The 24,261-nt window shown below is 43.2% G+C and carries 14 protein-coding genes and 1 pseudogene; 2 read left to right on the top strand and 13 right to left on the bottom strand.

From position 1 onward, the window contains the following. Window positions 1-3 precede the first annotated feature (3 nt). Both panD and panC read right to left on the bottom strand, forming a co-directional pair. The gene (gene panD / locus BHV73_RS02325) at window positions 4-357 is read right to left on the bottom strand and encodes an aspartate 1-decarboxylase (protein ID WP_009122541.1); all 354 of its coding nucleotides are present in this window, start codon (window positions 355-357) and stop codon (window positions 4-6) included. A 22-nt stretch (window positions 358-379) separates the two neighbouring features. Continuing rightward, the gene (panC, locus tag BHV73_RS02320; protein ID WP_022219215.1) at window positions 380-1,225 is read right to left on the bottom strand and encodes a pantoate--beta-alanine ligase; all 846 of its coding nucleotides are present in this window, start codon (window positions 1,223-1,225) and stop codon (window positions 380-382) included. 245 nt (window positions 1,226-1,470) lie between these two features. Between panC and BHV73_RS02315 the strand changes: the two genes are divergently transcribed. Both BHV73_RS02315 and bamH read left to right on the top strand, forming a co-directional pair. Beyond that, window positions 1,471-2,295 (top strand): glycogen/starch synthase, encoded by an 825-nt coding sequence (locus BHV73_RS02315; RefSeq protein ID WP_009122543.1) that lies wholly within the window; start codon window positions 1,471-1,473, stop codon window positions 2,293-2,295. A 23-nt stretch (window positions 2,296-2,318) separates the two neighbouring features. Then, a complete protein-coding gene (bamH, locus tag BHV73_RS02310) occupies window positions 2,319-3,935 on the top strand; it encodes a BamH family beta-barrel-assembly machinery protein (protein WP_087412830.1) in 1,617 nt (538 codons plus the stop codon). An 83-nt stretch (window positions 3,936-4,018) separates the two neighbouring features. Here the strand turns inward: bamH and BHV73_RS02305 are convergent, their stop codons facing one another. The 11 genes and pseudogenes from BHV73_RS02305 to BHV73_RS02260 form a co-directional block, all read right to left on the bottom strand. Then, a complete protein-coding gene (locus tag BHV73_RS02305) occupies window positions 4,019-6,190 on the bottom strand; it encodes a glycoside hydrolase family 3 N-terminal domain-containing protein (protein ID WP_373129776.1) in 2,172 nt (723 codons plus the stop codon). Window positions 6,191-6,202: 12 nt separating this feature from the next. Continuing rightward, window positions 6,203-7,003, bottom strand: a pseudogene (locus BHV73_RS14725) (DUF4886 domain-containing protein); the annotation flags it as partial. 1 nt (window position 7,004) lies between these two features. Beyond that, window positions 7,005-9,470 (bottom strand): beta-glucosidase, encoded by a 2,466-nt coding sequence (locus BHV73_RS02300; protein WP_087412832.1) that lies wholly within the window; start codon window positions 9,468-9,470, stop codon window positions 7,005-7,007. Window positions 9,471-9,727: 257 nt separating this feature from the next. Continuing rightward, window positions 9,728-12,130 (bottom strand): DUF4886 domain-containing protein, encoded by a 2,403-nt coding sequence (locus BHV73_RS02295; protein WP_162609570.1) that lies wholly within the window; start codon window positions 12,128-12,130, stop codon window positions 9,728-9,730. Window positions 12,131-12,150: 20 nt separating this feature from the next. Next, a complete protein-coding gene (locus tag BHV73_RS02290) occupies window positions 12,151-13,941 on the bottom strand; it encodes a glycoside hydrolase family 2 protein (RefSeq protein ID WP_087412833.1) in 1,791 nt (596 codons plus the stop codon). Between the two features lie 20 nt (window positions 13,942-13,961). Next, window positions 13,962-15,254 carry an acetylxylan esterase gene (locus BHV73_RS02285; protein WP_087412834.1) on the bottom strand — a complete coding sequence of 431 codons (1,293 nt, stop codon included), beginning with the start codon at window positions 15,252-15,254 and terminating at the stop codon, window positions 13,962-13,964. Between the two features lie 6 nt (window positions 15,255-15,260). Continuing rightward, a complete protein-coding gene (locus BHV73_RS02280) occupies window positions 15,261-17,318 on the bottom strand; it encodes an alpha-galactosidase (RefSeq protein WP_087412835.1) in 2,058 nt (685 codons plus the stop codon). A gap of 13 nt (window positions 17,319-17,331) precedes the next feature. Beyond that, entirely contained in the window at window positions 17,332-19,209 is a 1,878-nt protein-coding gene (locus BHV73_RS02275; RefSeq protein WP_087412836.1) for an FAD-dependent oxidoreductase, read from the bottom strand. Between the two features lie 12 nt (window positions 19,210-19,221). Further along, window positions 19,222-20,823, bottom strand: a complete 1,602-nt coding sequence (locus BHV73_RS02270; protein WP_087412837.1) for a DUF4832 domain-containing protein — start codon at window positions 20,821-20,823, stop codon at window positions 19,222-19,224. An 8-nt stretch (window positions 20,824-20,831) separates the two neighbouring features. Then, complete coding sequence (locus BHV73_RS02265) at window positions 20,832-22,517, bottom strand: SusE domain-containing protein (RefSeq protein WP_087412838.1); 1,686 nt, start codon at window positions 22,515-22,517, stop codon at window positions 20,832-20,834. A gap of 20 nt (window positions 22,518-22,537) precedes the next feature. Then, window positions 22,538-24,250, bottom strand: coding sequence for a RagB/SusD family nutrient uptake outer membrane protein (locus BHV73_RS02260; RefSeq protein ID WP_087412839.1), 1,713 nt, complete (start codon window positions 24,248-24,250; stop codon window positions 22,538-22,540). Between the last annotated feature and the right edge of the window lie 11 nt (window positions 24,251-24,261).

Below are 24,261 nucleotides of genomic sequence, written 5' to 3'. Positions count from 1 at the left end.
GGACTACTTCACCACCTTATTTGTCGCCGGATCGGGAAAAATCACCGTCGGCTTAAACGTCTTGGCTTCTTCAAAGTCCATCAATGCATACGACATGATAATAACAATGTCATCCGGTTGAACCCTACGGGCCGCCGCGCCGTTCAAACAGATTTTACCCGAACCGCGCTCGCCTTTAATGATATAAGTTTCAAAACGTTCACCGTTATTATTGTCGGCAATATAAACCTTTTCGCCGGCAATCATGTTAGCGGCATCCATCAAGTCCTCGTCAATCGTAATGCTTCCCATGTAGTTGAGATTAGCCTCCGTGACACGGGCGCAATGGATTTTCGACTTCAACACTTCAATCATCATAAGATTGGCTTTTTTATGTTTATTACTCCTTATACTTGATATTGTCAATCAGACGGACTTCTCCGCAGAATACCGTAATGCAGCCTACGGCATACGCAGTGTCTTCCCAATCGGCAATCTTCTGCAACGTATTGCCGTCCACCAGCTCAAAGTATTCCAAACGCAAGCCGGGAGCGGCCGCAATGGCATCTTCCACAAACTTCCGTGTCTCGGCAACCGTATGCGAGGCCGCAAAGGTACGACTTTCAAATAAAGTCTGCGAAATTTTCAAGGCATTTTTACGTTCTTCGGCGGACAGACGGGCGTTACGGCTGCTCAGAGCCAGGCCATCTTCCTCACGTACGATAGGACAGCCCACAATCTCCAGCGGATAACTCATCTGACGCACCATTTCACGGATTATAGCCAATTGCTGAAAATCCTTTTCACCGAAATAAGCGCGGTCCGGCTGCACCGCATCAAACAACTTGCTCACAATCTGGCATACACCGTTGAAGTGTCCCGGGCGGAAGGCTCCCTCCATTACCGTATCCAAAGGCGCGTAGCTGAACCTGCGGGTATCCGGTTCCGGATACATCTCTTCCACCGCCGGAGCAAAGACAAACGCCGCCCCGCATTCTTCCAGCAAACGACAATCGGCCTCCGGCGTACGGGGATATTTGATTAAATCATTCCGGTCATTAAACTGAGTAGGATTTACAAAAACACTTACCACAGCGGCATCATTCTCCGCCACACAACGTTTTACCAATGAAGCATGACCGGCATGCAAGGCTCCCATCGTAGGTACCAGACCCACCTTCTTACCTTGGGCTCTCATAGCCGAAAGTCCGGCCTGCAAGTCCTTGATAGTATGTACTATTTCCATTTTTTCGGTTATATAATAACTTGGTTGTTCGCAAAAACGGTGCAAAATAAGCTATTATTTACCATATAAAGAAGAAATATCGTAAATTAATGCAAAAGTTACCCTGTACCAAGAGATGTCAGTAGACGCATTTACCACTGATACACAACCGCTTAACAATTCATAAGGAATTATAGACGAGCTCGTCTTGCTTTATTGCCCGATTTTTTTTATATCTTTGCAGAATAATTGAGAACATTGTTATTATGACAAAGGCGAACAAGGTTTTATTTATAACACAAGAAATTACCCCTTACGTTTCAGAATCCGAGATGTCCCTTGTTGGCAGAAACCTGCCGCAAGCAATCCAAGAAAAAGGCAGAGAAATCAGAACGTTTATGCCCAAATGGGGAAACATCAATGAGCGCAGGAACCAGTTGCACGAAGTGATACGTCTCTCCGGTATGAACCTTATCATCGACGATACCGACCATCCGCTTATCATTAAAGTGGCTTCCATACAGTCTGCCCGCATGCAAGTTTACTTCATCGACAACGACGATTACTTCCAGAACCGCTTGCAAGTGGTTGATGAGAACGGCGTCGAATATGAAGACAACGACGCACGCGCTATTTTCTATGCCCGCGGCGTACTGGAAACGGTTAAGAAATTACGCTGGTGTCCGGACGTCATCCACTGTCATGGCTGGATGACCGCATTGGCGCCGCTATATATCAAAAAAGCGTATAAAGACGAACCATCGTTCAGAGATGCAAAAGTTGTCTTTTCACTGTATGACAATGACTTTAAAGAGCCGTTCCATCCCGATTTTGCCAGCAAGCTCCTATTGAAGGGCATCAGCAAGAAAGATATCGCCGATTTGAAAGAACCGATTGATTATACGGCTCTCTGCAAATTAGCGGTAGACTATTCCGACGGTGTTATCCAGCAAAGCGAACACGTGAATGAGGAAGTCATGGAGTATGCCCGTCAAATCGGTAAGCCTATCTTAGGCTATCAATCTCCCGAAAACTTCGCGGATGCCTGCAACGACTTCTACGACCGGGTTTGGGGAGTAGAACAAGAATAAAGTTGATTTCAAGACGAAGAATTATGAAAGTAAAATATTTAGGGATATTGTTTCTGGCACTCCTGGCTTTCTACGGATGCGATGATAATACCGGAACACTGGGTATGGGTATGCTGCCCGATTCGGATGGTATTTCCGCCCAAACCAAGACTTTCGAGGTTTCTACAAAATCCATTCTTGCAGGACCTGTTTATGCCAAGACGAGCACGGGATACGTCGGTACGTTCACCGACCCCGATCCGAACGGTTTCGGGAATTATAAAGCCAGTTTTCTGACAGAGTTGAACTGCGCCGATGACTTTAGATTTCCTGCGGAATACAACGACGAGACCCATACGGGAACGATGGCCGGCGATACCGTATCTTCCGCCCAACTGACAATATACTACGCTTCATGGTACGGAGATTCTTTGAATCCATGCAGAATGTCGGTATACGAATTGAACCGAAGATTAACGAACAACCACTATACCGATATTAATCCGGAAGATTATTTCAGCAAGGTAACAGCGAATAAGCCGAACTTTACAACCGGATATTTCCAACTGCACAAAGCGTATACGGCCTACGATACTTCCGTACCCGATTCGGTAAGAAACGCCACCGACTCCAATGGTAACAGTCTTTTCTATCCGAATGTAACCCTGCCTTTAAGCAAAGAGTTCGGTAACGAGCTGCTGCAGTTAAACAGAGCTTATCAGAGAGGAGAGAACGACTTCTTCAAGAACTCGGATAAGTTTATCGATAATGTATTGAAAGGCGTATATATTGAAACCGATTATGGCGATGGAACCATTTTATATGTCGACCGCGTGGACTTACAAATGCAATTCCGTTTCCATTATGTGGACAGCTTAGGGGTAAAACTCACTAAGAAAGACGGTACATTGAATGCGGAAGGCAAACCCGCCGACTCTTTATATTACAGTACGGCAACCGTATTTGCCTCTACGAAAGAAGTTGTCCAAGCCAACAGATTCGAGAACTCCCCGCAACTGGAAAAGAAAGTGACCAGCGACAGCGAGAAAGGCTGGAGTTATCTCAAATCGCCCGCCGGCATCTTCACAGAGGCTACTTTGCCCTACGATAAAATACATGAAGAGTTGACCAACGACACGCTGAATGCCGTTAAACTGACTTTCACGAATTATAATCAGGAGAATAACAACAAATATAAGTTCAGCATGAGTGCGCCGGAAACGGTTTTGCTATTGCGCAAGAAAGACATGGACACTTTCTTTGTCAATAACGAACTTACGGACAATGTTACCTCTTTTGTCGCCACTCACAACAGTGTGGAAACGAACCAATATACATTTAAGAATATCGCCCGTTTAGTCTCCGCTTGCATCAACGAGAAAAAGGCCGCCAAACAGAAAGCAAAAGAAGACGCAGGCGCAGCGTGGGATGAAGCGGCATGGGAAGCGGGATGGAGCCAGCCCGGCGGTGAAGGGGAGAACTGGGATAAGGTTGTATTAATCCCCGTAGTCGTGACGTATGATACGAACAGCACCACTCCTTCCATGATTGGCATTCAGCATGACCTGAAACCTACGTATGCCAAGCTAAAAGGTGGAGATCCGACCTATGGCGGAAGCAACTTGCAGATAGAAGTTACCTATACTTCTTTCAACAAATAAAGCGAAATACTTCATAGAAATAAATAAGCCCTTCAAAATGATTATTTTTGAAGGGCTTATTTATTTCTATGAAGTCAAGACTCTCAATCAACCAGCTCGATCTTCACTTTCCGGTCTTTCACCATGATGTAGTATTCGCCTGCTTCCAAAAACCGTTTTCCATTCTCATCTACGAAGCCGAAATCACGTTCCAAATCAACATCAAAACGGAAAACCTTTGTATCTCCGGCTTTGATAAGCTGTTTATCAAAAAATTTCAGTTCTTTTACCGGACGGGTTATCGAGCTGTACGGATCGGAGATAAACCAAAGTACAGTCTCTGCGCCGTCACGCTCTCCCACATTAGTGACAGGTACTTCCACCGTCAGCTTTTCACCACGTTTTACCACTGTGGCAGAAGGAGTGATTGCACCATACTCAAATTCCGTATAGCTCAAACCATGACCGAACGGATAAAGCGGCTTACTGGTTATATCCTGATAGAATCCCTGATGCGAGCGTCCACTCTTCCTCTGATTATAATAGATGGGAATCTGTCCGGTAGAGTACGGGAAGGTGATAGCCAACTTTCCGGAAGGATTGATTCGGCCGCTAAGAATACCGGCAATAGGTTTGCCCCCTGCAACACCCGGCTGCCATATTTCTACAATAGCTTTACTGACAGGTTCCAACCGATTTAACTCCAAAGGACGTCCGTTAGAAAGAAGCAATATAATAGGTTTGCCTGTTTTCTGTAACTCCATAGCCAGCTTTTCCTGAATTTGCGGCAATGCCAGTGTAGAACGCGAGGCATTCTCACCGCTCCAGGTCTTTTTCTCACCCAGACAAAGAAGAATAACGTCCGATTGCTTGGCAACAGCTACAGCTTCGGCAAATCCCGACTCATCTTCACCTTCAAAGTCACATCCTTTAGCATACAATAACCGGGACTTATCCTTAAACTCCGCTTCCAAACCCTCATATACACTTACCACATCACCGTCACGACCATGACCGGACCAAGAGCCCAGTAAGTTCCACTTATTCTTACCTATCGGACCAATCACTGCAATCTTGGCAGATGCAGAAAGCGGCAGTACATTATCTTCATTCTTCAATAACACGACTGATTCTTCCGCCAGCTTTCCGGCTATCTCCAAACTTGACGGAAGCAGAAACCGCTCTTCCTCCGTACTCTTCTTAGTATAAGGATTATCAAACAGCCCTAACCGGAATTTAACACGCAACACCCTACGAACCGCATCGTTCAGCCTTTCTTCCGAGATTTTCCCTTCTTTCAACAAGTCCGCCAGATATTTATCATAACCGTGAGACATCATATCCATTTCCATACCCGCCTGAAAGGCTTTCAGACTGGCCTCTTTCTTTGACGATGCCACACCCTGATTTACCAACTGTTCCACTGCTCCCCAGTCGGATACAACAAATCCGTCATGCTTCCAACGGTTTTTCAGTATTTCAGTCATCGTATAACGATTGGCAGATGCGGGAACTCCGCTAATATCATTGAATGCGCTCATCAAAGTAACAGCTCCGGCCTTAACTCCCATCTCATAAGGAAGCATATAGGTATCCCAAAGCGTCTGTTTGGAAATCTCCGTATAAACATAATCGCGTCCCGCTTCCGAAGCTCCATACCCCACATAGTGTTTCAGGCAGGCAGCCACTCTCCGTTCATCCGCCAAGGTATCACCCTGATAGCCTTTCACCGAAGCCACACAGAAAACCCCGTTGGTATACGGGTCTTCTCCGTACCCCTCGGCTACACGTCCCCAACGACCGTCATGCGCCACATCAATCATCGGAGAGAAAGTCCAGTCTACTCCCGACATACGCGCCTCTTGGGCGGCAACAGCGCAAGCCTGTTCCACCAATCCGGGATTCCAGGAACATGCCTGTCCTAAAGAGATAGGATAAACGGTACGGAAACCATGAATTACATCGTAACCGAACAAAACAGGAATGCCCAAGCGGGACTCTTCCATCGCCTTACGTTGCAAACCGTTACGCAGCTCAGCATCTGTATCGAAATAAATCACGGAACCGATTTCTGCCGGAAGCTTCTTCACTTCCTCTCCCACATTGTTTACATTATTATTACGCCCCAATGTGTATTGGTTCAGTTGGAGAACTTTTTCTTCCAATGTCATTCGTGCAACCAAATCATTGACACGTTCTTCAATCGGAGCTTTCGGGTCTTTGTACAAGGGATTCTTTTCACCGCCCAAATCGGTAATCCGATAAGGATGCAACACAGCTTCGTGAGCAGCCTGCTGCGCCACTTTACGGCGCGCGTCGTCCAAGCCCTCCGGCGCATAAGCATTACCAACGGCAGAATGTTTGAAGATACGTTCAAACCATGTACAGGCAGCCGTATACCGGCCTATTTTCAAATCCAGATGATAACCGTCACGGTTCATGTGGTCGCCGACAAAAGAAGTACGCGCATTTTGTATGGCGGTACCCGAAGGAATTATCATCTTTATACCTACCAGCTTACCAGCCTGCTTCACAGCATCCACAATAGAGTGATACATCGTCAGCTGATTGCGGTTATAGTTATTAAAACCCGTATGTTTGGCATCAGCCGCATAAGCCCAAGTTTGGTGCAACATCAGTTTAGTTTTCTTTGGCAACCGTTCGCGCACATACTGTACCAATTCGGGTAACCACACCTCGTACGTTTCATACATACCGGAAAACGGACTGGCCTGTTGAAGGCTGACATAATCCCATTCTTCATCCGCCAGAGCTGTTTCCAATGAAACTTTCTTTTTTTCAACTCTCTTTCCGTCAAGACCTATCTTACGGTAATAATAAGCGGAGTCATTAGCACGTGCATTTTTTACGTGGCGCTCCAAAGAGCACCCGCCGATATACATATTGCCGATAATAGTAGAAATACCGTCAGCCTCGGCCAGTTCGTGCAAATATTGTTCCACAGCATCCTGTGAGAAGCTATTGCCGATAGCAAGAATCTTAACGGCCTTCTGCCGGGCATAAGTCTCACCCGCGAAACAAAACAACAGGCAGACAAGTAACAGTTTTAATATTCGAGATTGTTTCATATTATAAAGTAATAGTTTGTTTTAAAGGCAAATCTTCGGAAGAAGCTCCTGCCAAGATTTCAAATTCTCCTTCTTCCACGATAAAGCTCCGGGTATTTATGTCGTAAAAAGCAAAAGCGTCCCTATCCAAAGATATACCGATACGCTTGGTCTCCCCTTTTTTCAAATAAACTTTATCATATCCTTTCAGTTCTTTCAGCGGACGTGGCACAGAAGACTTCACATCCCGCACATATACCTGCACCACTTCCGCAGCATCCATATTTCCGATGTTCTTCACATCGAAACTTACTGAGACACGGTTGTCGCCAAGCTTCTCTACGGTCATATCACTGTACTCAAAACGACTGTAGGAAAGTCCGTAACCGAAAGGATATAACGGTCGCTTTCCTGTCCGGTCGTATCCCCTGTAGCCTACAAAAACACCTTCCGCATATTGTACTCTTTTGTGAGGCACGTTACGGTTATCATAATAATTATCATATACCGGATTATCTTCCCACCTTTCTTCAATACTGACAGGCAACTTTCCGCTTGGCGAGAGTTTTCCCGTAATAATCTCAGCGATGGCTTTTCCCCCCTCTTGTCCCGGATACCAGGCCATCAGAACGGCTTGCACATTCTTTCCCCAGTTACGGAAGTCAATACCGCCACCGGCATTTACAACCACCGTTACATTCTTATGAAGCGATGCCACCTTATTTATAAGATATTCCTGCCCATGAGACAATGCAAACGGACGGTCGAACCCTTCTCCTTCGGTACTGCTATTGAACCCGGCGCATACAATCACATTTGCCGCACGCCTCAAAGAAGCCGACAAACGTTCTTCATCCAGCATGCCGGCCTGGAATTTTACAGTTGCTTCACCTGCATTATCGAAATATTCGATGCGTAATTTGTACAACTCCCCTGCTTTGACTTGCATAAATGCACTACGGGTACTGAACGAATGATTGCCCCAATCCCCGGTTACCATTTTATCGTTCACAAACAAGCGATAGCCATCATCTCCCGCCAACTGAAACTTAATCGTACCGTCTTTATCAGCCTGATAAAGACCGTTCCAGCAAACAGAAAACTTATCCGCCGGCATACCTTCAAAGGGTGCGCCATATTTCCAGGTATAATCTATATTCTGTTCTATCGACGTTTTAAAAAGTTTCCCGGTAAGATTAGGAGTATTATAGTATTCGCTCTTAAATCCGTTTCGGGTGAGGCTTTCGTCTGTGTAAATCCGCCCGGATATATCTTTATACAGAATATTGTCGGGCAGCAACTCTACTTGTTTTTCTCCTTTCAATTGAACCATACCGTCATAAAGTGATACGGTAGAATAAGGAGTGACAAACCCGCTTCCGCCACCTGTCGGGATAATATCAGCATTAGGACCGAGAATCAGTGTCCTGCCTTTCCGATAAGGCAAGGTCTGATTATCATTTTTCAACAAAACAACCCCTTCCCGGGCAAGATTGAGGGCTATCTCTTTAGACCGGACATTATCTTTGGCAATCGACTTATCCTCTCTTGGGGTGTCAAAGGCTCCAAAAGCTATTAATGTCTGAAGAATATGCTGTACTTTAAGGTCAATCGTTGTTTCGGTTACAATACCATTCGCTATTGCCGGAATCAGAATCTCCTTTGTCATAAATCGGCCGACAGGCATTTCCAAATCCAGCCCGCCATTGGCGGCTCCCACCCCGGAATATACAGAAGTCCAGTCCGACATCAGAATCCCTTTAAATCCCCATTGCTTACGCAGCACATCAATGTTAAGCCATCGGTTCTCGGTGGCATGTACTCCGTTGAGCGGATTATAACTATCCATCACCGCTCCTACCCGGGCTTCCTGTACCGCTTTACGAAAAGCTGGGAAATAAATTTCTTGCAAAGTACGTTCGTCTACGTCCGAGCTTGCATGATGCCTGCTCCATTCCTGGTTATTAGCGGCAAAATGTTTCACCGTAGCCATCACTCCCTCTTCCTGAACGCCCAATATATATTCTTTAGCAACTTCACCCGTCAGATAAGGGTCTTCACCGAAATACTCGTAATTACGTCCGCACAAGGGAGAACGGTAGATATTGACACCAGGACCTAACAGAATGCTAACTCCGCGAGCTCTTGCGTCTTGTCCCAAGCCATTACCCAAATCCCGGACTAGTCTCCGGTTCCATGTTGAAGCGGAGAGAATACCACAAGGGTACAAAGTGCTTTGGGTATTATTACGTATTCCTTGAGGTCCGTCAGCCATTCTTATTTCGGGAATCCCCAATCGGGGAACAGCACGAATATAAAATGACTTGGGACCGGAGATATAATCAATCTTCTCTTCCAAAGTCATTTGGGAAACTAAGGCTTTGGCACGCTGTTCCGCTTGGGGAGTGATGTATACTTGAGCGTCGGCAGCAAGCATATAACAATAAAGCAATAATATGTTCAAAAAAACTCTCTTACTGATATTCATTTGGTCTGTATTTAAAAAGGACAAACGCCCCGTCTATTCCTAACTCCTTCCACAAGGTAACTTTCGTACCAACCGTAGGTACGAGAGGTACCGACGATTGGTACAAGGAGTATCAGCCTTTGGTATTTGTCGTACCAAAACATGGTACTTCCAATACCAAAGGGTGATATAAAATTGGTACTTGTATAGCAATGGATATTAAGTGATTGTATTATTTAATCCAACTAGATTATAAACCTACCCTTACCTTACCCCTTTCAATCATTTAGAATAGGAGTAATAACCAAGGAATTAATACGTCCTTCAAACAATGTGCCACCTGCACCAATTTCTATTACAACAAGACCTTCCTCTGTTGGGGTTATACCTATAAATGTCGTTGTATTATCTACTGTTGGTCTATTAGGAGCAGTTGTAGAAACTGCTTGTTGCACTGTTCTAACATCCCCACCATTCAATGAAATTAAAGACTTACGAGCTTCCATGTTATTACTATTATAACGAGCCACTTGAATCATGAAATTATAGGAAGCTGCTGGGTCTAAATGAGAAATAGTCACAGTTCCTTTCGCATTTTCTTCTTTCACTAATAGGCCATCATTCCATACTGCTGTTGGGAATACAATCTCCTCTATAGTAGCTTCATTTTTTCCACCATGTCCTTCATAATTTTCAAAATCATTTGAAACGGTCAGTTTTAAGCCTGTATTATTTCCATTAGCGTCCACTAAAGTAACAGGAACGGTTGCTGCAGATATCGTCACATTATTCCACGGAGATGAGCTTTTTCCAGAGCCAAAGTCAACATATACTGGAGATTCAAAACTAATAGGCGGATCGTATCGACTCATATCTGTCACCTTATCCGGCTCCTGTATTGCTGCATAAGCCGATTGCCGTGCTATCTTTGCTTGATTATCATTTACAGTTTCCGGTTGGTAAGTATTGTGTCGCACGTCTCCCAGAAGAGCACCAAACCAGGTACATGCCGCTGTGTAGCGCCCATAAGTTGTTTCTAAGTGGTAGTACATGGTACCATCAGGACGATTGAACGTATCCCCCAAATAAGAAGTACGTCCGTTCTGAATAGCTGTTCCTGAAGGAACAATCATAGTGATTTCCGGATTATCAGATTTTGCCTTATTCACCGTCTCAACAATTGCAGTGTACATTGCGTTCTGATTTTGGTTATAGTTTTTAAAGTCACTATGAGTAGAATTAGATGCATACGCCCAAGTCTGATGTAAGACAATATTAGCATCCGGTCTTACTTTCTTCACGCCTGCAATCAAATTTGGAAGATTTGTGTATGTTTCATATAATCCAGATTTACCACTCACCTGCTGCAAACTGATATAATCCCACTTTTCATCAACTAATGCTTGGGACAGTTTATAATCTTTCGTTTCTTTCTTTTCTCCATTATCAACCCGCCTATCTATTTTCCGATAAAAATAGTCTGCATTATCATTCTGCATATTTGTCCAATGTTTGTCTAAGTCACAACCACCAATCACCATACTTCCAATTACCAAATCCTGTCCTGCTGCCTCGGCCAACTCATATAAATATTGTTCTACTGCATCTTGAGAGAAGCTATTACCTATTGTAAGCACACGAGTGAGACCATTCACAACTTTAATTTTTATATCTCCAGAAAGAGCCGCATTTTTTCTTCCATTCCTATTATACTCTACTTTAATAGTTGTTTCTCCGTCGACCTTCGCTTTTACCGCTAAAAACAATTTACCTTCCACCTCTTTCACTTCCGCAGTAGCAATAGCCTCATCAGAGGGTGTACAAATATAGTCCGATGCGATAATCGTTTCCTCTGTTCCGAATATCATCGGAATCTGCATTTCTTCAGATGGTTTCAATTTCATTTCCTCCTTGGCAAGTGTCATAGTAGCTCCTGCCAATCTATCCTTTACAGAAACCTCTATAGTATCGGACAAACAACGGATAATTCTTCTACCGCCACCTTCAAGAGGTTTCCAATACTGTATCTTGACTTTAGTGGTTCCAACCTTTACACCTTTTACATTGACAATCTTATTATTATCGGCATCCATTGAGAATCCTGTTGCAATGGCAACAGCCTCATCGAACGATTTACACTCATACTCCAACGCCTTCATTTCATCATCGCTGAAAGTAAGCGCCACCGGAGTTTCTTCATCTATATTTACTTCCGCTTTCTCAACAGCCGCTTTCATCCAGCGTCCATTGTCCGCATATTCGGCTTCATAATCACCGCTCGGTTTGCTTACTGTCACTGTGATTGTTGCCGTCAGATTATCAAGTGCACTGGAGGCATAAGCTATCTTGATGTCAGCAGTCCCCTCGGCAAGTCCTTCAATGGTAACTGTTTTATTACCCTTACTCAACGCTGCCGTGGCAACAGCCGCATCAGAAGAAGTACATGTATATTCTAATTTCTCGGCTACCGCATCCTTAAATAATAAATTCACCGGAGTACGAACACCTATTTCAAGTTCCACCTCGTCAGAAGCAGATTTCATCCATGTATTACTTAAATTCTGAGTAGTATCATCATCCTCCGAACATGCCGTCAACAGGGTTACCGAACCGGTCAATGTAACCATCAGTATGAACAAAACATTTAGCAATGTTTTGCTCTTTAATAGTAAATTCTTCATTATCATTAGTTTTTGGTTAATTATCTGTTAGTAAGTTTTTTCTTCTGATAGTAGTCACGCATAAGATACCAGGCCTTTTTTCTCATTCCCTGATCAGAGATTAATCCCTTGCGGTTCCAACCATCCTGATTAGTCGGATGGAAACGGAATGGGGAACGGAAATCAAACAATACCCATGGCGAAACTCCACGCAAATTAGGAATATTATCGAACATACGAATGTTGTCGCGATATAAACGCGCCTGATATTCTTCGCTCCAGGAACTGACTACATCTTCACTACCGGACTGCCCATACAAGGCCTCACCACCGAACTCTGAAATAATCAGCGGTTTGTCGGGAACAACATTCCAAATGGCATCCTTCGGCTCGACCGGCCAAGGGTGGTACCATCCCATATATTTATTGACAGCTACCACATCCAGCCGAGAGGTGAACGAATCATCCATCACAAAGCGTTGCTTCTCGGCATTGAAACGTACCAAATCAAAAGCGGCCACATACAAGCGTGTTGTATCCAACTGTTTACCGGTTTCAAGCAACGAAGACAGAAAAGCATTTCTCTCTTTGGAAGGTTGCGTCTCATTAGCAACACCCCAAAAGCCAACCGCACAACGGTTACGGTCACGCTTAATCATCTCAGACAACATATTCTGCGCTTTCCGGCGAGTTGTATCATCTGTAAAGTCTATACCTTGCCAAATAGGAATCTCCTGCCAAAGAATAAATCCCATCTTTTCCGCCAGACGAACAGTATATTCATTTTGCGGGTAATGCGCCAAACGAATCATATTTACTCCCAATGCTTTGGCTTCATTCAGCAGCATGGCAGCATCCGCTTCCGAGAAAGCGCGTCCCATTCGCTGAGGTATTTCTTCATGGAAAGAAATGCTACACATGAACATGGGTTTACCGTTCAGATAAATATCGGTACCCTTCACCGTAATATTACGAAAACCTATTTGTTCCGTTACGCAATCAGTAGCAGAAGTAACCCGGACTTCGTACAATTTCGGGGTATCGGGAGACCAACGCTGAAACTTCTTCACTGTTTTCACAGCTTCCGCCTTTCCTTCCGAATCGGTATACAACTCGAATGTGATTTTCAATTCGGGAATGGTTACCGAAACCTTCTCGCCGGCTTTTTGCTCGGAGAGCCGTACTTTAGTAATCAATCGATCCGGTTGTTCTTTATCCAATTGGACGACATATTCTTCAATATAAGTTTGCGGAGTAGTTACAAGCAATACATCGCGAGTGATACCGCCATAGTTCCACCAATCGAACGACAGTGCGGGAATAGCATCTTTGATACGGCGATTATTGACTTCTACTGTCAGGAAATTATCACCTTCTTTCAATAAGTCCGTTACTTCTACCTGAAAGGGAGTAAAGCCACCTTCATGGTCGGCAATTTCCACTCCATTCAAATAGACACGGCTACGATAGCTGACTGCGGCAAAGTACAGAAATTGTCGCTTACCCGGCTCACGACGAGCATCGAAATGACGGGCATACCAAATTGTTCCTTCATAATACTTCAACTCCGGCATCTGCGAATTCCAATCGCCGGGAACATTCAACCGCAATCCGTTTTCAAACGAATATTCATAGAAGTCCGTATTTCCTTGAGGAGACATGTTTTTATAAACTTCCATGCGATGTCCCTGGTCATATAAGTCTACAATAGCATTCCACTTACCATTTAACGAACGCACACTACGTCCATATACATTCGTGATAAGCTCCTGTGCCGCCAATTCACCGGTAAACAGCGCGAATAGCAAACATAGTATCAAATGTTTTTTCATCTTCTTCTTTTCTTGTGTGATTACTTACAGTTTTTCAAGAAGTTCATTACCCATCTCCACGCCGCATTTGTCTGTTCCGCATAAGCATAATGCCCGGTAGTCTCGGCCACAAATAATTCTTTCGGGGCATTGATTACGTTATAAGCGGAATAAGTAGTGGTAGGCGGACAAACCATATCGTTATAGCCAAAAGTGTAAAATCCGGGAACTTTTACTTGGCGGGCAAAATTCACTACATCATAATATCCGGCAGTTTTCAGCTTATCAGGAGTACGGTTAATTTCCGTTTTAAACATATGAGGCCAACCACCTGCACGCCCGTAAGCGTATCCTGCCATATCACACAGAGCCGGATAATAGGATACCAATCCCTTTACTCGGCTATCCAAACCGGCAACAATAATGGAAAGTGCCCCGCCCTGGCTGCCACCAAAGGTGGCCAAATTACCATTAAACTCAGGAAGAGTATAGATAAAGTCAATAGCCTTTACGCACCCCATATAAACGCGCTTATAATAATATTTATCGCGATTATCCAAATTGAATGAATGATAGCTTTTCAAGGCTCCCATAGACAGGTCATTATAAACACTTCCCGGCATATTTACCGGAATTCCATGAATGCCTATTTCCAAAATGATAGCCCCTTTCGCTGCACGTTCTGTCTCTCCTCTATAAGAACGGATACCTGCACCCGGCACTTTCAATATCGCCGGATATTTACCCGGCGCTTTCGGTATGCACAACATGCCATACATACGAGAAGCGTAATCATTATTCTGAAAAGAAATATGATAAACGTTCACCTTATCCGTACATCTTTCCGGAACCAATGTCATGGTAGGCTCCAAATCCCATTTAGCAGCGGCCTCTTTATTTGTTTTCCAAAAATCAAGGAAGTCATCGGGCATCTCCGTTACCGGCTGTAACTTTTCCGGACTGAAACCAACAGTGGCAAGCCCTTCATATTCCCGATTTTGATATTTGGCAAATACACGACAACGCAGAAATCCCGGTTTCTTCATGGTTCCGGCATTGATATCCGCCGTACCCGCCTTCAACAGCTGTGTTCCCGTCTTATGTGCTTTCATCATATCCTCAGATACTTCATAACGTATCTCCACATTTTGAACCGGAACGTTACATCTCAATACCATAACTTTAAAATTAACCTTTTCTCCCTCTTTATACAACCAATCGGCACGTTCGGGAGAAACAATCACTTGCACCATTCTCTCTGCCGGCTGGGCATATAACATTATGCTCAAGCCAACAAACAGTATCAAGAAAATAAAACGATAACTTTTCATGATATATACTTATTTTATTTCATACTTATACATTACAAAATCATTTATCGCAGGTAGTGAAATTTCCACTGTTCCCAGTCTACCCACAACCGTAGTCATAGCTTTGCCATTACCAAGCACCGGCATACATTTAATTTTCGCACCTGCAGGCAACCATGTTTCTATCCAGCTTTTATTCTGTCCGTTATTCTCTCTGTAAACAAGCAGATAGCCGCTTTTATCGTCGCTGATAGACTGAAATCCTGTCCAAGAGCGTCCGGACGGCTCCTCACCTATCGGCAGTATAACTCCTTGATGAAAGTCATATTGAACTTCTTTGTAACGGTCTATCAATGCTTTTACGGAGAAAGCCTCGTCCGGCAGATTGGAAGCTTCCATCCATGCCAATGGCTGCCCTGCCATAGCAGTTGCAAATAGATACTCAAACGAATAATGTTTCGGAGCAAACGGCTCATTACCATACTTTTCAGTATTTCTCCACTTATTCAGGAATTCTATCTGTAACTTTTCAGCCGGAACATATTTAGCAAGCATCCATAAATTGCGAAGCGTCCAATAAGGGTAATAATTTCCCCAGTCGGTATATCGGTTCTCAAGGAAGATATTTCCATATTCACCGAAAAAATGGTAACCGGCACGGCGGCTTGCCGTCGCATCCAAATTAAACATTACTTTATCGCCCGTTTCCGCCAATACCTTATCGAACAAATTGCGCAGATTAACTTCCGCTCTTTTTGTCGGAATAGTCAGCCCGTCAATTTTAAATACACGAATGCCATATTTACGATAAAGCCCTATCAAAGTTTCAGCATCCTTTTCCCAATCAGCAAAATCGTTCTGAACGCTCGGATTAAACCATAAACCGATTTCAATACCCAGCTCTTTTCCTTTCTCAACGATTGGAGTCAGTCCGTGAGGATACTTGACCGGGTCCGGAGTCCAATAGTCCTCGTTATCCCAAATATTTCGGAAAGAACCTTTGGCTACAGCAGAATTAGGACTTTTCCCAACTTGCCACCCATCATCTATCTGAAAATGAGTAATTCCTAACTTGGCAGCACGCTCCAATTCTTGCAGACAGAAACTCTCATTTACTTTAGTGTCCTGACTACGGTCGCCCCACGTATTCATCATAATCATTTCATCACGACTACGGAAATGACGACGAATATTCTTCTGATAATTACGGAGCGCTGTCAAAGCCTGCAATTCTCCTTCACCATAAACACCTGTTACACAACTGTAAGTTTGTATCCATCTATCTTGCTGAATATCTTTTTCCGTAATACCCAAACCGGTAACCATGAATTTGCCAAACTCTGCCATGAAGTCCACTCCGTTATAAGCTAACTGCACACCGGAGCATGGAGCTTCTTTCAAAAAAAAGAAACCGCAGTTGTCTTCACCGTTACGCGCAAAAAAAAGATTACCGCGATAGTTGTTTTTACGATAAGCTATGATATTCCGTTCAGTCACCAAATTATTGTTCCAGTCTGTTACATCCCAAAACTCAACGGTTTTGACATGCCAATGCTGTCCCTTAAAATGGAGCTGATCCAAAATAGCCGTAACCGACTTGGACTTCATATCTTCGGCAAACTCAATATTCTTACGATCGGCCATGTCAGTCTCTCTCCCGCCAAAAACACTGTTAGCAGTACCTCTCAGATACGTATCACAGGCTATTGCCGGACAATCATCATAGACACGATACACTCGTTTCACATCCAAGGTCCCTACGGAAAAGGTAACAATGGTCTGCTGATAGGCAGGATGAATATCCGTTGCCGCTATATCCTCAACCCGGCAATCTCCGCCAAGTCCTGTTTTATCACCTTTAGAAATAAAAAAATCAGGAGTGGCAGATGCCGATAATACGGTTTTTCCATTACACTTATCACTCAAACTATAAGTTATCAGATTACCTCCATTCCAAATAAATTTCCGTTCAATACGGTTATTGCCAATGATCAGCGTATCTCCTGTCCATTTACTATAGCAAGAATTGCCTGCGGAAACAGAGGGCTGTATGCAACATACGGCTAATAATATTAGTAATATTCTCATAGTATAACCTGTTTTATCGTTTGATTAAAGCACGGGGCACCGGTAACAGCTCATTGGCTTCGTTAAAACGTTGATTATCCGGTAAACCGCTCTCCTTACCGACTCCTCTTTGCATCCATTCTTTCAACTCTGCCAAATGATGTTGATATACTCCACGAGGAGAGTCCTGATACTTTTTACATAGAGAAGCTGCGATACCGACCACTTCCCCCATCATACCGGTAGTACGCATAACCCGCACTGTACCCAAAGCCACGTGGGTCACGCTGATATTACGTCCGGCCATAAACAGATTCTCCACATTCCGGGAGTACAAACAGCGATAAGGAACCGCGTAAGGGTGTATATAAATGTGCTTGGTTGCAGCCTTAAATTCTGCTCCGGGAAACTTTTTGGAATTCTCCGGATCAGGGAAATGTAAATCAAGACTCCAGGTAGTAGCAAATGAAGCATCCTCATGGAAAACGTTCTTATCAATGTCATCTTGCTTCAGGATATAATCTCCCAACAACCTGCGGGACTCTCTCTTACCGGAAACATACGCTACCCAAGCTAAAGAACGTTTTTTATAAACTCCGTTATCTTTTAAGTGGTTTTTCAAGAAACTCCAATTCGAATAAACTACCATAAGCCCGTAATCACGAATACGTTCCGCATCACTTATCTGGTCAAAATTCATTCCCGTTTCCCATTTCCACTCTCCCATCGTCACTTTTTCACAGTTAGTGTCATTAAAGTCCACACCATAAGAAAATTCCGGAAAAGAGGTTTTCTTATCTGTTTCTTCCGAGTACCATTGGGCAGAAGCTCCCATTGTCATTCTATCAGCAGTAGGGGGTGCCAGTTCTTCACCGAATTCCGAACGGGATTCACGTCCGATACGATAATCGGCACCGGCCAAATAACCAATAGTACCATCACCTGTACAATCGGAAAAGAGTGGAGCTTGCAAGCTTTGTTCTTCACCGGTCTCAACGTGTTTGATAATGACCGAACCAATACGCGTGCCGTCCATTGTAACGGAAACAGCCCTATAATTGGAAAATAAGGTAATGTTCTTTTCTCCGGCTATGAAAGCTGCTTTCTTTTCATCTTCATAGTACTCACCGGGTTGTGCATTTCCCTTACGTGAATGCCCGAACTCACGAATCATACGCCCCAGCCCTTTATTAGGCCCAATTTCAATATGTCCACCTAAATGTACACGTACTTCGGAACTGTTATTTCCTCCCAAAACCGGACGATCATTAACCAGCGCCACTTTACATCCTAAACGAGAAGCCGCTGCTGCTGCGCACATTCCGGCAATACCACCGCCAATCACAACCAAATCATAAGATTGATGCATTACGGGAGATACAGGCAAATCCAGCATCCTTCGCCGGAAAGCTTCCAATCCGACTTTATCAGCAGGAGGGACTTCTTTAGAATCCGTCGTAAGGTAAATGGCATCACAGCGGCCATTAAAACCGGTCATATCTGTCAATGAGATAGTGGTTTCCCCTTTCTTCAGACTTACTTTACCGGCATATTGCCACTTCCACTCATTACCTTCACATCCTAAAACGGTAGAGAACCTCTTATTACCAACTTTTAAACGGAACTTTCCCGGTCCTTCCCCCTGATGCCAGGGAGAAGTCCAATTGAAGGTACGGACATATACACAGTAGGCTCCACTTTCCGGAATTTGCACTTTTGCAGAAGCATCCTCTACCGGAACTCCCATACCGTGAGCCATCAAATAAGGAGATCCCATAAGATCCATAAACTGTTGGTCTACTACCCAACCACCCTTATTCGTGAAATTCTCCGCCTCTAACCATACGGATGCAGCTCTCGTTTGCAAACAAACAAAAAGCAAACAGAAGTATACTAATATATTTTTTACCATAGATTAAAGGCATTAATGAACTGTAACATCACATAATTTCAACCAGCCCTCGGTAGTCAATCTGTCTTTCTTGGCTGAAATTTGTATACCGATAGTATTGTCTTTGGTTGTATCCACCAATCCAACAGCCCAAAGATAATCACCGGCAGCAACATCTGTCAGCTTTAAATTGAAAGTATAAGTCTTCGGAGAACCCTCAATCCAATCGGACAGCGCCGGCTCTGAATCCAAGAAAGTATACTTCGGCTGAAGTGTGTTTTTATCCAATAATGCGAATGCCACCTGATATTTATCTTTCCATTGCGGAATATTAGTCGGACAGTATCCCCAACCCAAATTAGACCAACGATGAGTGATGCGTAATGTTGAGCCATTAGCTACTTCATAAGGTACCGAAATTTTATCTGGATACAGTCTGTAACCGCCTTCTGCAATAAATTCCTGCACCAGACCGTACGCATCGTTGAACCATGAGTACGTTTCACCGTTTATGATATCACTGCTGTAACGTAAGTCCATCATATTTACATAAGAACCTTTTCCTTCATCAAATTCTCCGTGACGAACATCAGCGAAATCGTTATAACCATCTCCCTTAATAGAGTTTCCATGAGTCTTTTTCACCCATCCGCCTTCCATTATGATAGGACGTTTATAACGCTGGCTGGTAGCAAACGCACGTTCCCAGGTTGAGTAATAACTCTTCATTCCAAAAGCATCATGACGAAGGCAATAGCCTTTATCTACTGCACTTTGCAATAAACGTTCCGTTTCTTCATCATAACCGGAATCCGTACCGCGTAATCCGATATAGCGATGATAATATACTACTACAGGAATTTTGTCAAAAGCATTCCGCATGAGATCGGTAGACCAATTGAATACAGCTTCACGTGGAGTATTGTCTCCTGTGGAATAGAATACAGTGTGAGATTCTCCCCATTTACCGAATCCCTGGCCACTGAAATATTGCACTACATCCGGATCATTATACTTTTTAGCGAAATCCATGATGAACTTCTCATAATACTGTTGGAAAACGGGATCATCCGGATAAGGAGACCATACTGTTTTAGAACCTGTTTGAGACGTATAACCGGCCGCACCGCCATTTTTCACATATGCAGGTGTGAAATCATAGCTCTTATCCTGACTATCTATAATCACCGCAAATGCCAACTTCAAGCCTCTTTCGGCAGCACCCTCGACCAGCATCTTGAAACGCTGAGCCGCCTTAGTATTTACATCTTCATCCCATGCATACTTACCTTCTTCCGGATTAAAATCTGTCCAAGAAGCACGAATAAACAGTGTGGTAGCATAATCGGAAACTCTCACAATTCCTGCGGAGGACTGCATATTGTCATAATCTTCCCAATAAGAATCAGCCAATCCATCACCAAGCCCCGCGTAGAGCACCCAACCCATCATGGGATTCTTAACTATTGCGGTACGTTCCGGAATAGTAGAAACAACAACATTACCGGGAGTTTCCCAAACATCAGTTCCTGTACTGTTGTCATCGGAGCAAGCTCCGATGACAATTAATAATATAGACATAATACCGGACAAGAAGCCGTATTTTTTATATTTCAACCTATCTATTGTATACATAGCTCTTATTATTTATGATCGAAAATGACTTTCAGATTCTCAACATCTACCATAACATAGTTGGTATTCTCAGGAATAATGAAGTAAGCGTAGCGATTATCATCCTGTCCTTCAACCAATTCCAAAGAAGTGCCAGCGGTTGCCGTAATATAACCACATCTTTTCTCATCTCTGTCAGCATCCGCAGTAGACCCAAAAGCATAAGCGTTATTATTAGTTCTCTCTACTCCATCATCTGTTTTAACTCCCACAAAGAACATTACCGAACCCGTTATTTGATTTTTTTCCCAATAATCCCCAGCCGTCTGACGAGGTAAATTGGCACCTTTATAAACAAATACATTAGGATTGGCTAAGCTTTGATTTAATGTATATTTGTCTTGGAAACCCGCCGGAACACCGTCATCATGTGTTTGCCGACCGTTAAACGTACCGTACATCCATAACTTTTCAATAGGTCCGCTATATGTTTTTAAAGTCTCATCCTGTGTATTGCCAAAAGCATTCTGTGCATTCCACGGACCCACCACTTTTGATTGTATATCTGTATCCTGTGAATAAATTCTAATATTCTGATTCTCGGCATCTACCACAATACGATAAATACCATCCTCCGGAATATTCCAATAAGCTCCCCTCATAGCCTTCTCCAGAGCAATCTGTTTAAGCGGCATATCTTGAGCATATTCAACATCTTGTACACCCTCTGTCTTTGGTGCAATAGCATATTGTTTTGTATCTGCAAATAATATTGGCAAATACAGTGAGCCTGCTTTCAGTTCACCTCTAAATGCATACAAGTTGTCATTTTCCAATGTACGGGCAACCTCTATATCTTCACCTGTTACAGCACTTCCTGCAAGATATAGCTTATCTATTTCTATTATTTCTCCTAATGCGATAATCTTCACAGTCTTAGCGTCAAAGTCTACTGTAATGCGATAATTACCTGTTTCCGGCAAAATCCATGCATTAGTTTCGGTACGGTCTACCACCGTCGCTTCCATAGATTCGGTAGTTATAGCCATATCTGGCGTTACAGGGCATATAGCATTCTCTTCATCACCATACAATACCGGGAAATAAATTCTTCCGGCAGGTAACTCACCACTATACACATATTGTTGAGGATTGCTGGCAGTCGGAACAAGTTCAATATCTTCTTGCCCTTCAACAGCCAAGAATACCTTGTCTGCCATAAATTGTTTCGCGCCATAAGTTTTTACCGTCACACTAACTGTAGCAATATCAGGTACAATCAGGCGAGGCCCTTCAGTAGAAGCCGTAACCGTAAATTTCATTACTCCTTTAGTGCTGGTCAATTGGTCAAACTTATCAACCAATAAATCCTGCAGTTCCTTATTCGTATAGTTACGGATAAACATTCCACCATCCTCATATTCTTTAATGGCATCAGCTTTGCTGCCGACCAATTCCATTTGATAATTATAGGTAACGATATAATCATTCCCATAGTCATGAGACGGTGTCCATTCTAATGTTAAGGCTACTTCATTCGGTTTACTTTCATCCAATATCACATTCTCGGAAGAAGCTGTCAAATTAACCTCATAGTTGTTCCGTGAATAATTATTATCTATATCGTCATTGCCGCAAGCTACAAAGAAGAAAGATAACACAGTCATACCCAGCAGCCTCAAACAACTTTTCTTTATTTCATATTTCTGTTTCATACTACGATTTTCTTAAGAAATTAATATCCATCGTTATTCCCCAGATTAGGACAAAGTTCCATATCATGAGTAGGTATCGGCCACAAATACTGACGGTCGGGAAAGACTCTTTTCGCACCAACAGCAATTTGCCCGGCATTGTACATAGTAGAAAAATCAGCCAGTCCGTCATCATCTATAAGTGGGGTTGACGGCCAAAACCATAAACCTTTAGCAACTATATTATTCTGTAAATCATCCGGCGCCAACATTATATAGTTATAACTATTCAAGGCTTTAGATGCCAATTTCCAACGAATCAAATCCATATAACGTAATCCTTCATTAGCTAACTCCATACGCCGTTCTATTCTTACTGTTTTTCTCAGTTCTGTTTGATCAGTAGTAGTAACAGCAGGATACATTGCTACATTAGCCGCATCTACTCCATAAGCACGTGCACGAACTGAATTGATAGCATTCAGTACAGAATTATCTATTTCATTCAACTCTATCTTTGCTTCTGCATACATCAATAATACATCCGCATATCTCATAAATATTTGATCAGATTCTACCTGTTGTCCGTTTTCTGTCCAAGAAGCATCAATACATTTCTTCCAAAGCAACCCATTATATGAAGCATATTGCTGAACTGCACGCGAATCTTGATTGGATTGCTTCTTACCTGTTGAGTAATTCATGACTTCTTTTGCATCCGGGCGAGGATTATATTCAAAACCACAATGAGCAGTTTCAAATTCTACAATAGTTTGGGCACAACGCGGGTCTCTGTTTTTAAAAGGATTACGAGGATCGAACAAAGGTGATTCATCAATGGGAAGCCCGTCAGTACAAAGAAAAGCCGCCAACAAATCCCATGACGGATTATCAGAACCATATCCGCCTGCGTTACGGGGTAACTCATTTTTTACAATCCACGGGGTCAATACTACTTCATTGGCAATAGAGCGAGGGATTACAAAAATCTTTTCCGGATTACTTTTAGTACTTTGCAGAAATAATTTACTAAAATCGGCTTCCAAGGAGTATATACCTAAATCCATACAGTCCTTAGCGGCTTTAGCTGCAATTTCCCAATCACTCATATACAGAGCAAAACGAGCTTTCATAGCATAGGCAGCTCCTTTAGTGAAATGTTCAGCCTCCGAACCATAAGAAACCGGAAGATACTCAATCGCTTTATCAAAATCCTCATATACTAATGGTATCAATTCTGCTTTTGGCTTACGCCCCATCCGCTCCGCTTCAGTAATAGTCATATACTTATCCAAATAAGGAACATCCCCCCAATAAAATATCAAATCGGCATATTTACAAGCTCTGGCAAAATAGGCCTCACCCTCGTACTGGTTGATAACCTCTTCAGACAAACCGGCATTTCTCGCTCGTTCAACGCCTTCAAGTAATGAATTGGCACGCGCTATCAGTTTATACGACTGTTGCCACAGGTGATAAACTTCATAAGTCTGTCCATTCAATGTACCGTCTAATAAAGTTTTACGGTTCGTATTACGATAAGTGAAGTTATCAGAATACTGCTCCATGCTCTCAGGAGAATCCATCTTCCAGTAACCAAGTATATAGAATTCATTAACAGCCATTTTTAACTCTGTTTCCGTGGTATACCATGATTCACTGTTTCCCTGTGACTTAGGCACCATATCCATGTCAACACAGGAGGTAAAGGCCAGGCTCAAGCCTGCCATAAATGTTATCAGTTGATTTTTCATAATATATTCAT

Origin of the sequence: Bacteroides sp. 44_46 (assembly GCF_001915465.1) — a bacterium.
GTDB lineage: Bacteria > Bacteroidota > Bacteroidia > Bacteroidales > Bacteroidaceae > Bacteroides > Bacteroides clarus.
This window is presented reverse-complemented; position numbering and strand designations above follow the sequence as displayed.

Excerpts from the sequence above, each read along its gene's own strand:
- panD (WP_009122541.1), bottom strand. The coding sequence starts at position 357 with ATGATGATTGAAGTGTTGAAGTCGAAAATCCATTGCGCCCGTGTCACG.
- panC (WP_022219215.1), bottom strand. The coding sequence starts at position 1,225 with ATGGAAATAGTACATACTATCAAGGACTTGCAGGCCGGACTTTCGGCT.
- BHV73_RS02315 (WP_009122543.1), top strand. The coding sequence starts at position 1,471 with ATGACAAAGGCGAACAAGGTTTTATTTATAACACAAGAAATTACCCCT.
- bamH (WP_087412830.1), top strand. The coding sequence starts at position 2,319 with ATGAAAGTAAAATATTTAGGGATATTGTTTCTGGCACTCCTGGCTTTC.
- BHV73_RS02300 (WP_087412832.1), bottom strand. The coding sequence starts at position 9,470 with ATGAATATCAGTAAGAGAGTTTTTTTGAACATATTATTGCTTTATTGT.
- BHV73_RS02295 (WP_162609570.1), bottom strand. The coding sequence starts at position 12,130 with ATGAAGAATTTACTATTAAAGAGCAAAACATTGCTAAATGTTTTGTTC.
- BHV73_RS02290 (WP_087412833.1), bottom strand. The coding sequence starts at position 13,941 with ATGAAAAAACATTTGATACTATGTTTGCTATTCGCGCTGTTTACCGGT.
- BHV73_RS02280 (WP_087412835.1), bottom strand. The coding sequence starts at position 17,318 with ATGAGAATATTACTAATATTATTAGCCGTATGTTGCATACAGCCCTCT.
- BHV73_RS02275 (WP_087412836.1), bottom strand. The coding sequence starts at position 19,209 with ATGGTAAAAAATATATTAGTATACTTCTGTTTGCTTTTTGTTTGTTTG.
- BHV73_RS02270 (WP_087412837.1), bottom strand. The coding sequence starts at position 20,823 with ATGTATACAATAGATAGGTTGAAATATAAAAAATACGGCTTCTTGTCC.
- BHV73_RS02265 (WP_087412838.1), bottom strand. The coding sequence starts at position 22,517 with ATGAAACAGAAATATGAAATAAAGAAAAGTTGTTTGAGGCTGCTGGGT.
- BHV73_RS02260 (WP_087412839.1), bottom strand. The coding sequence starts at position 24,250 with ATGAAAAATCAACTGATAACATTTATGGCAGGCTTGAGCCTGGCCTTT.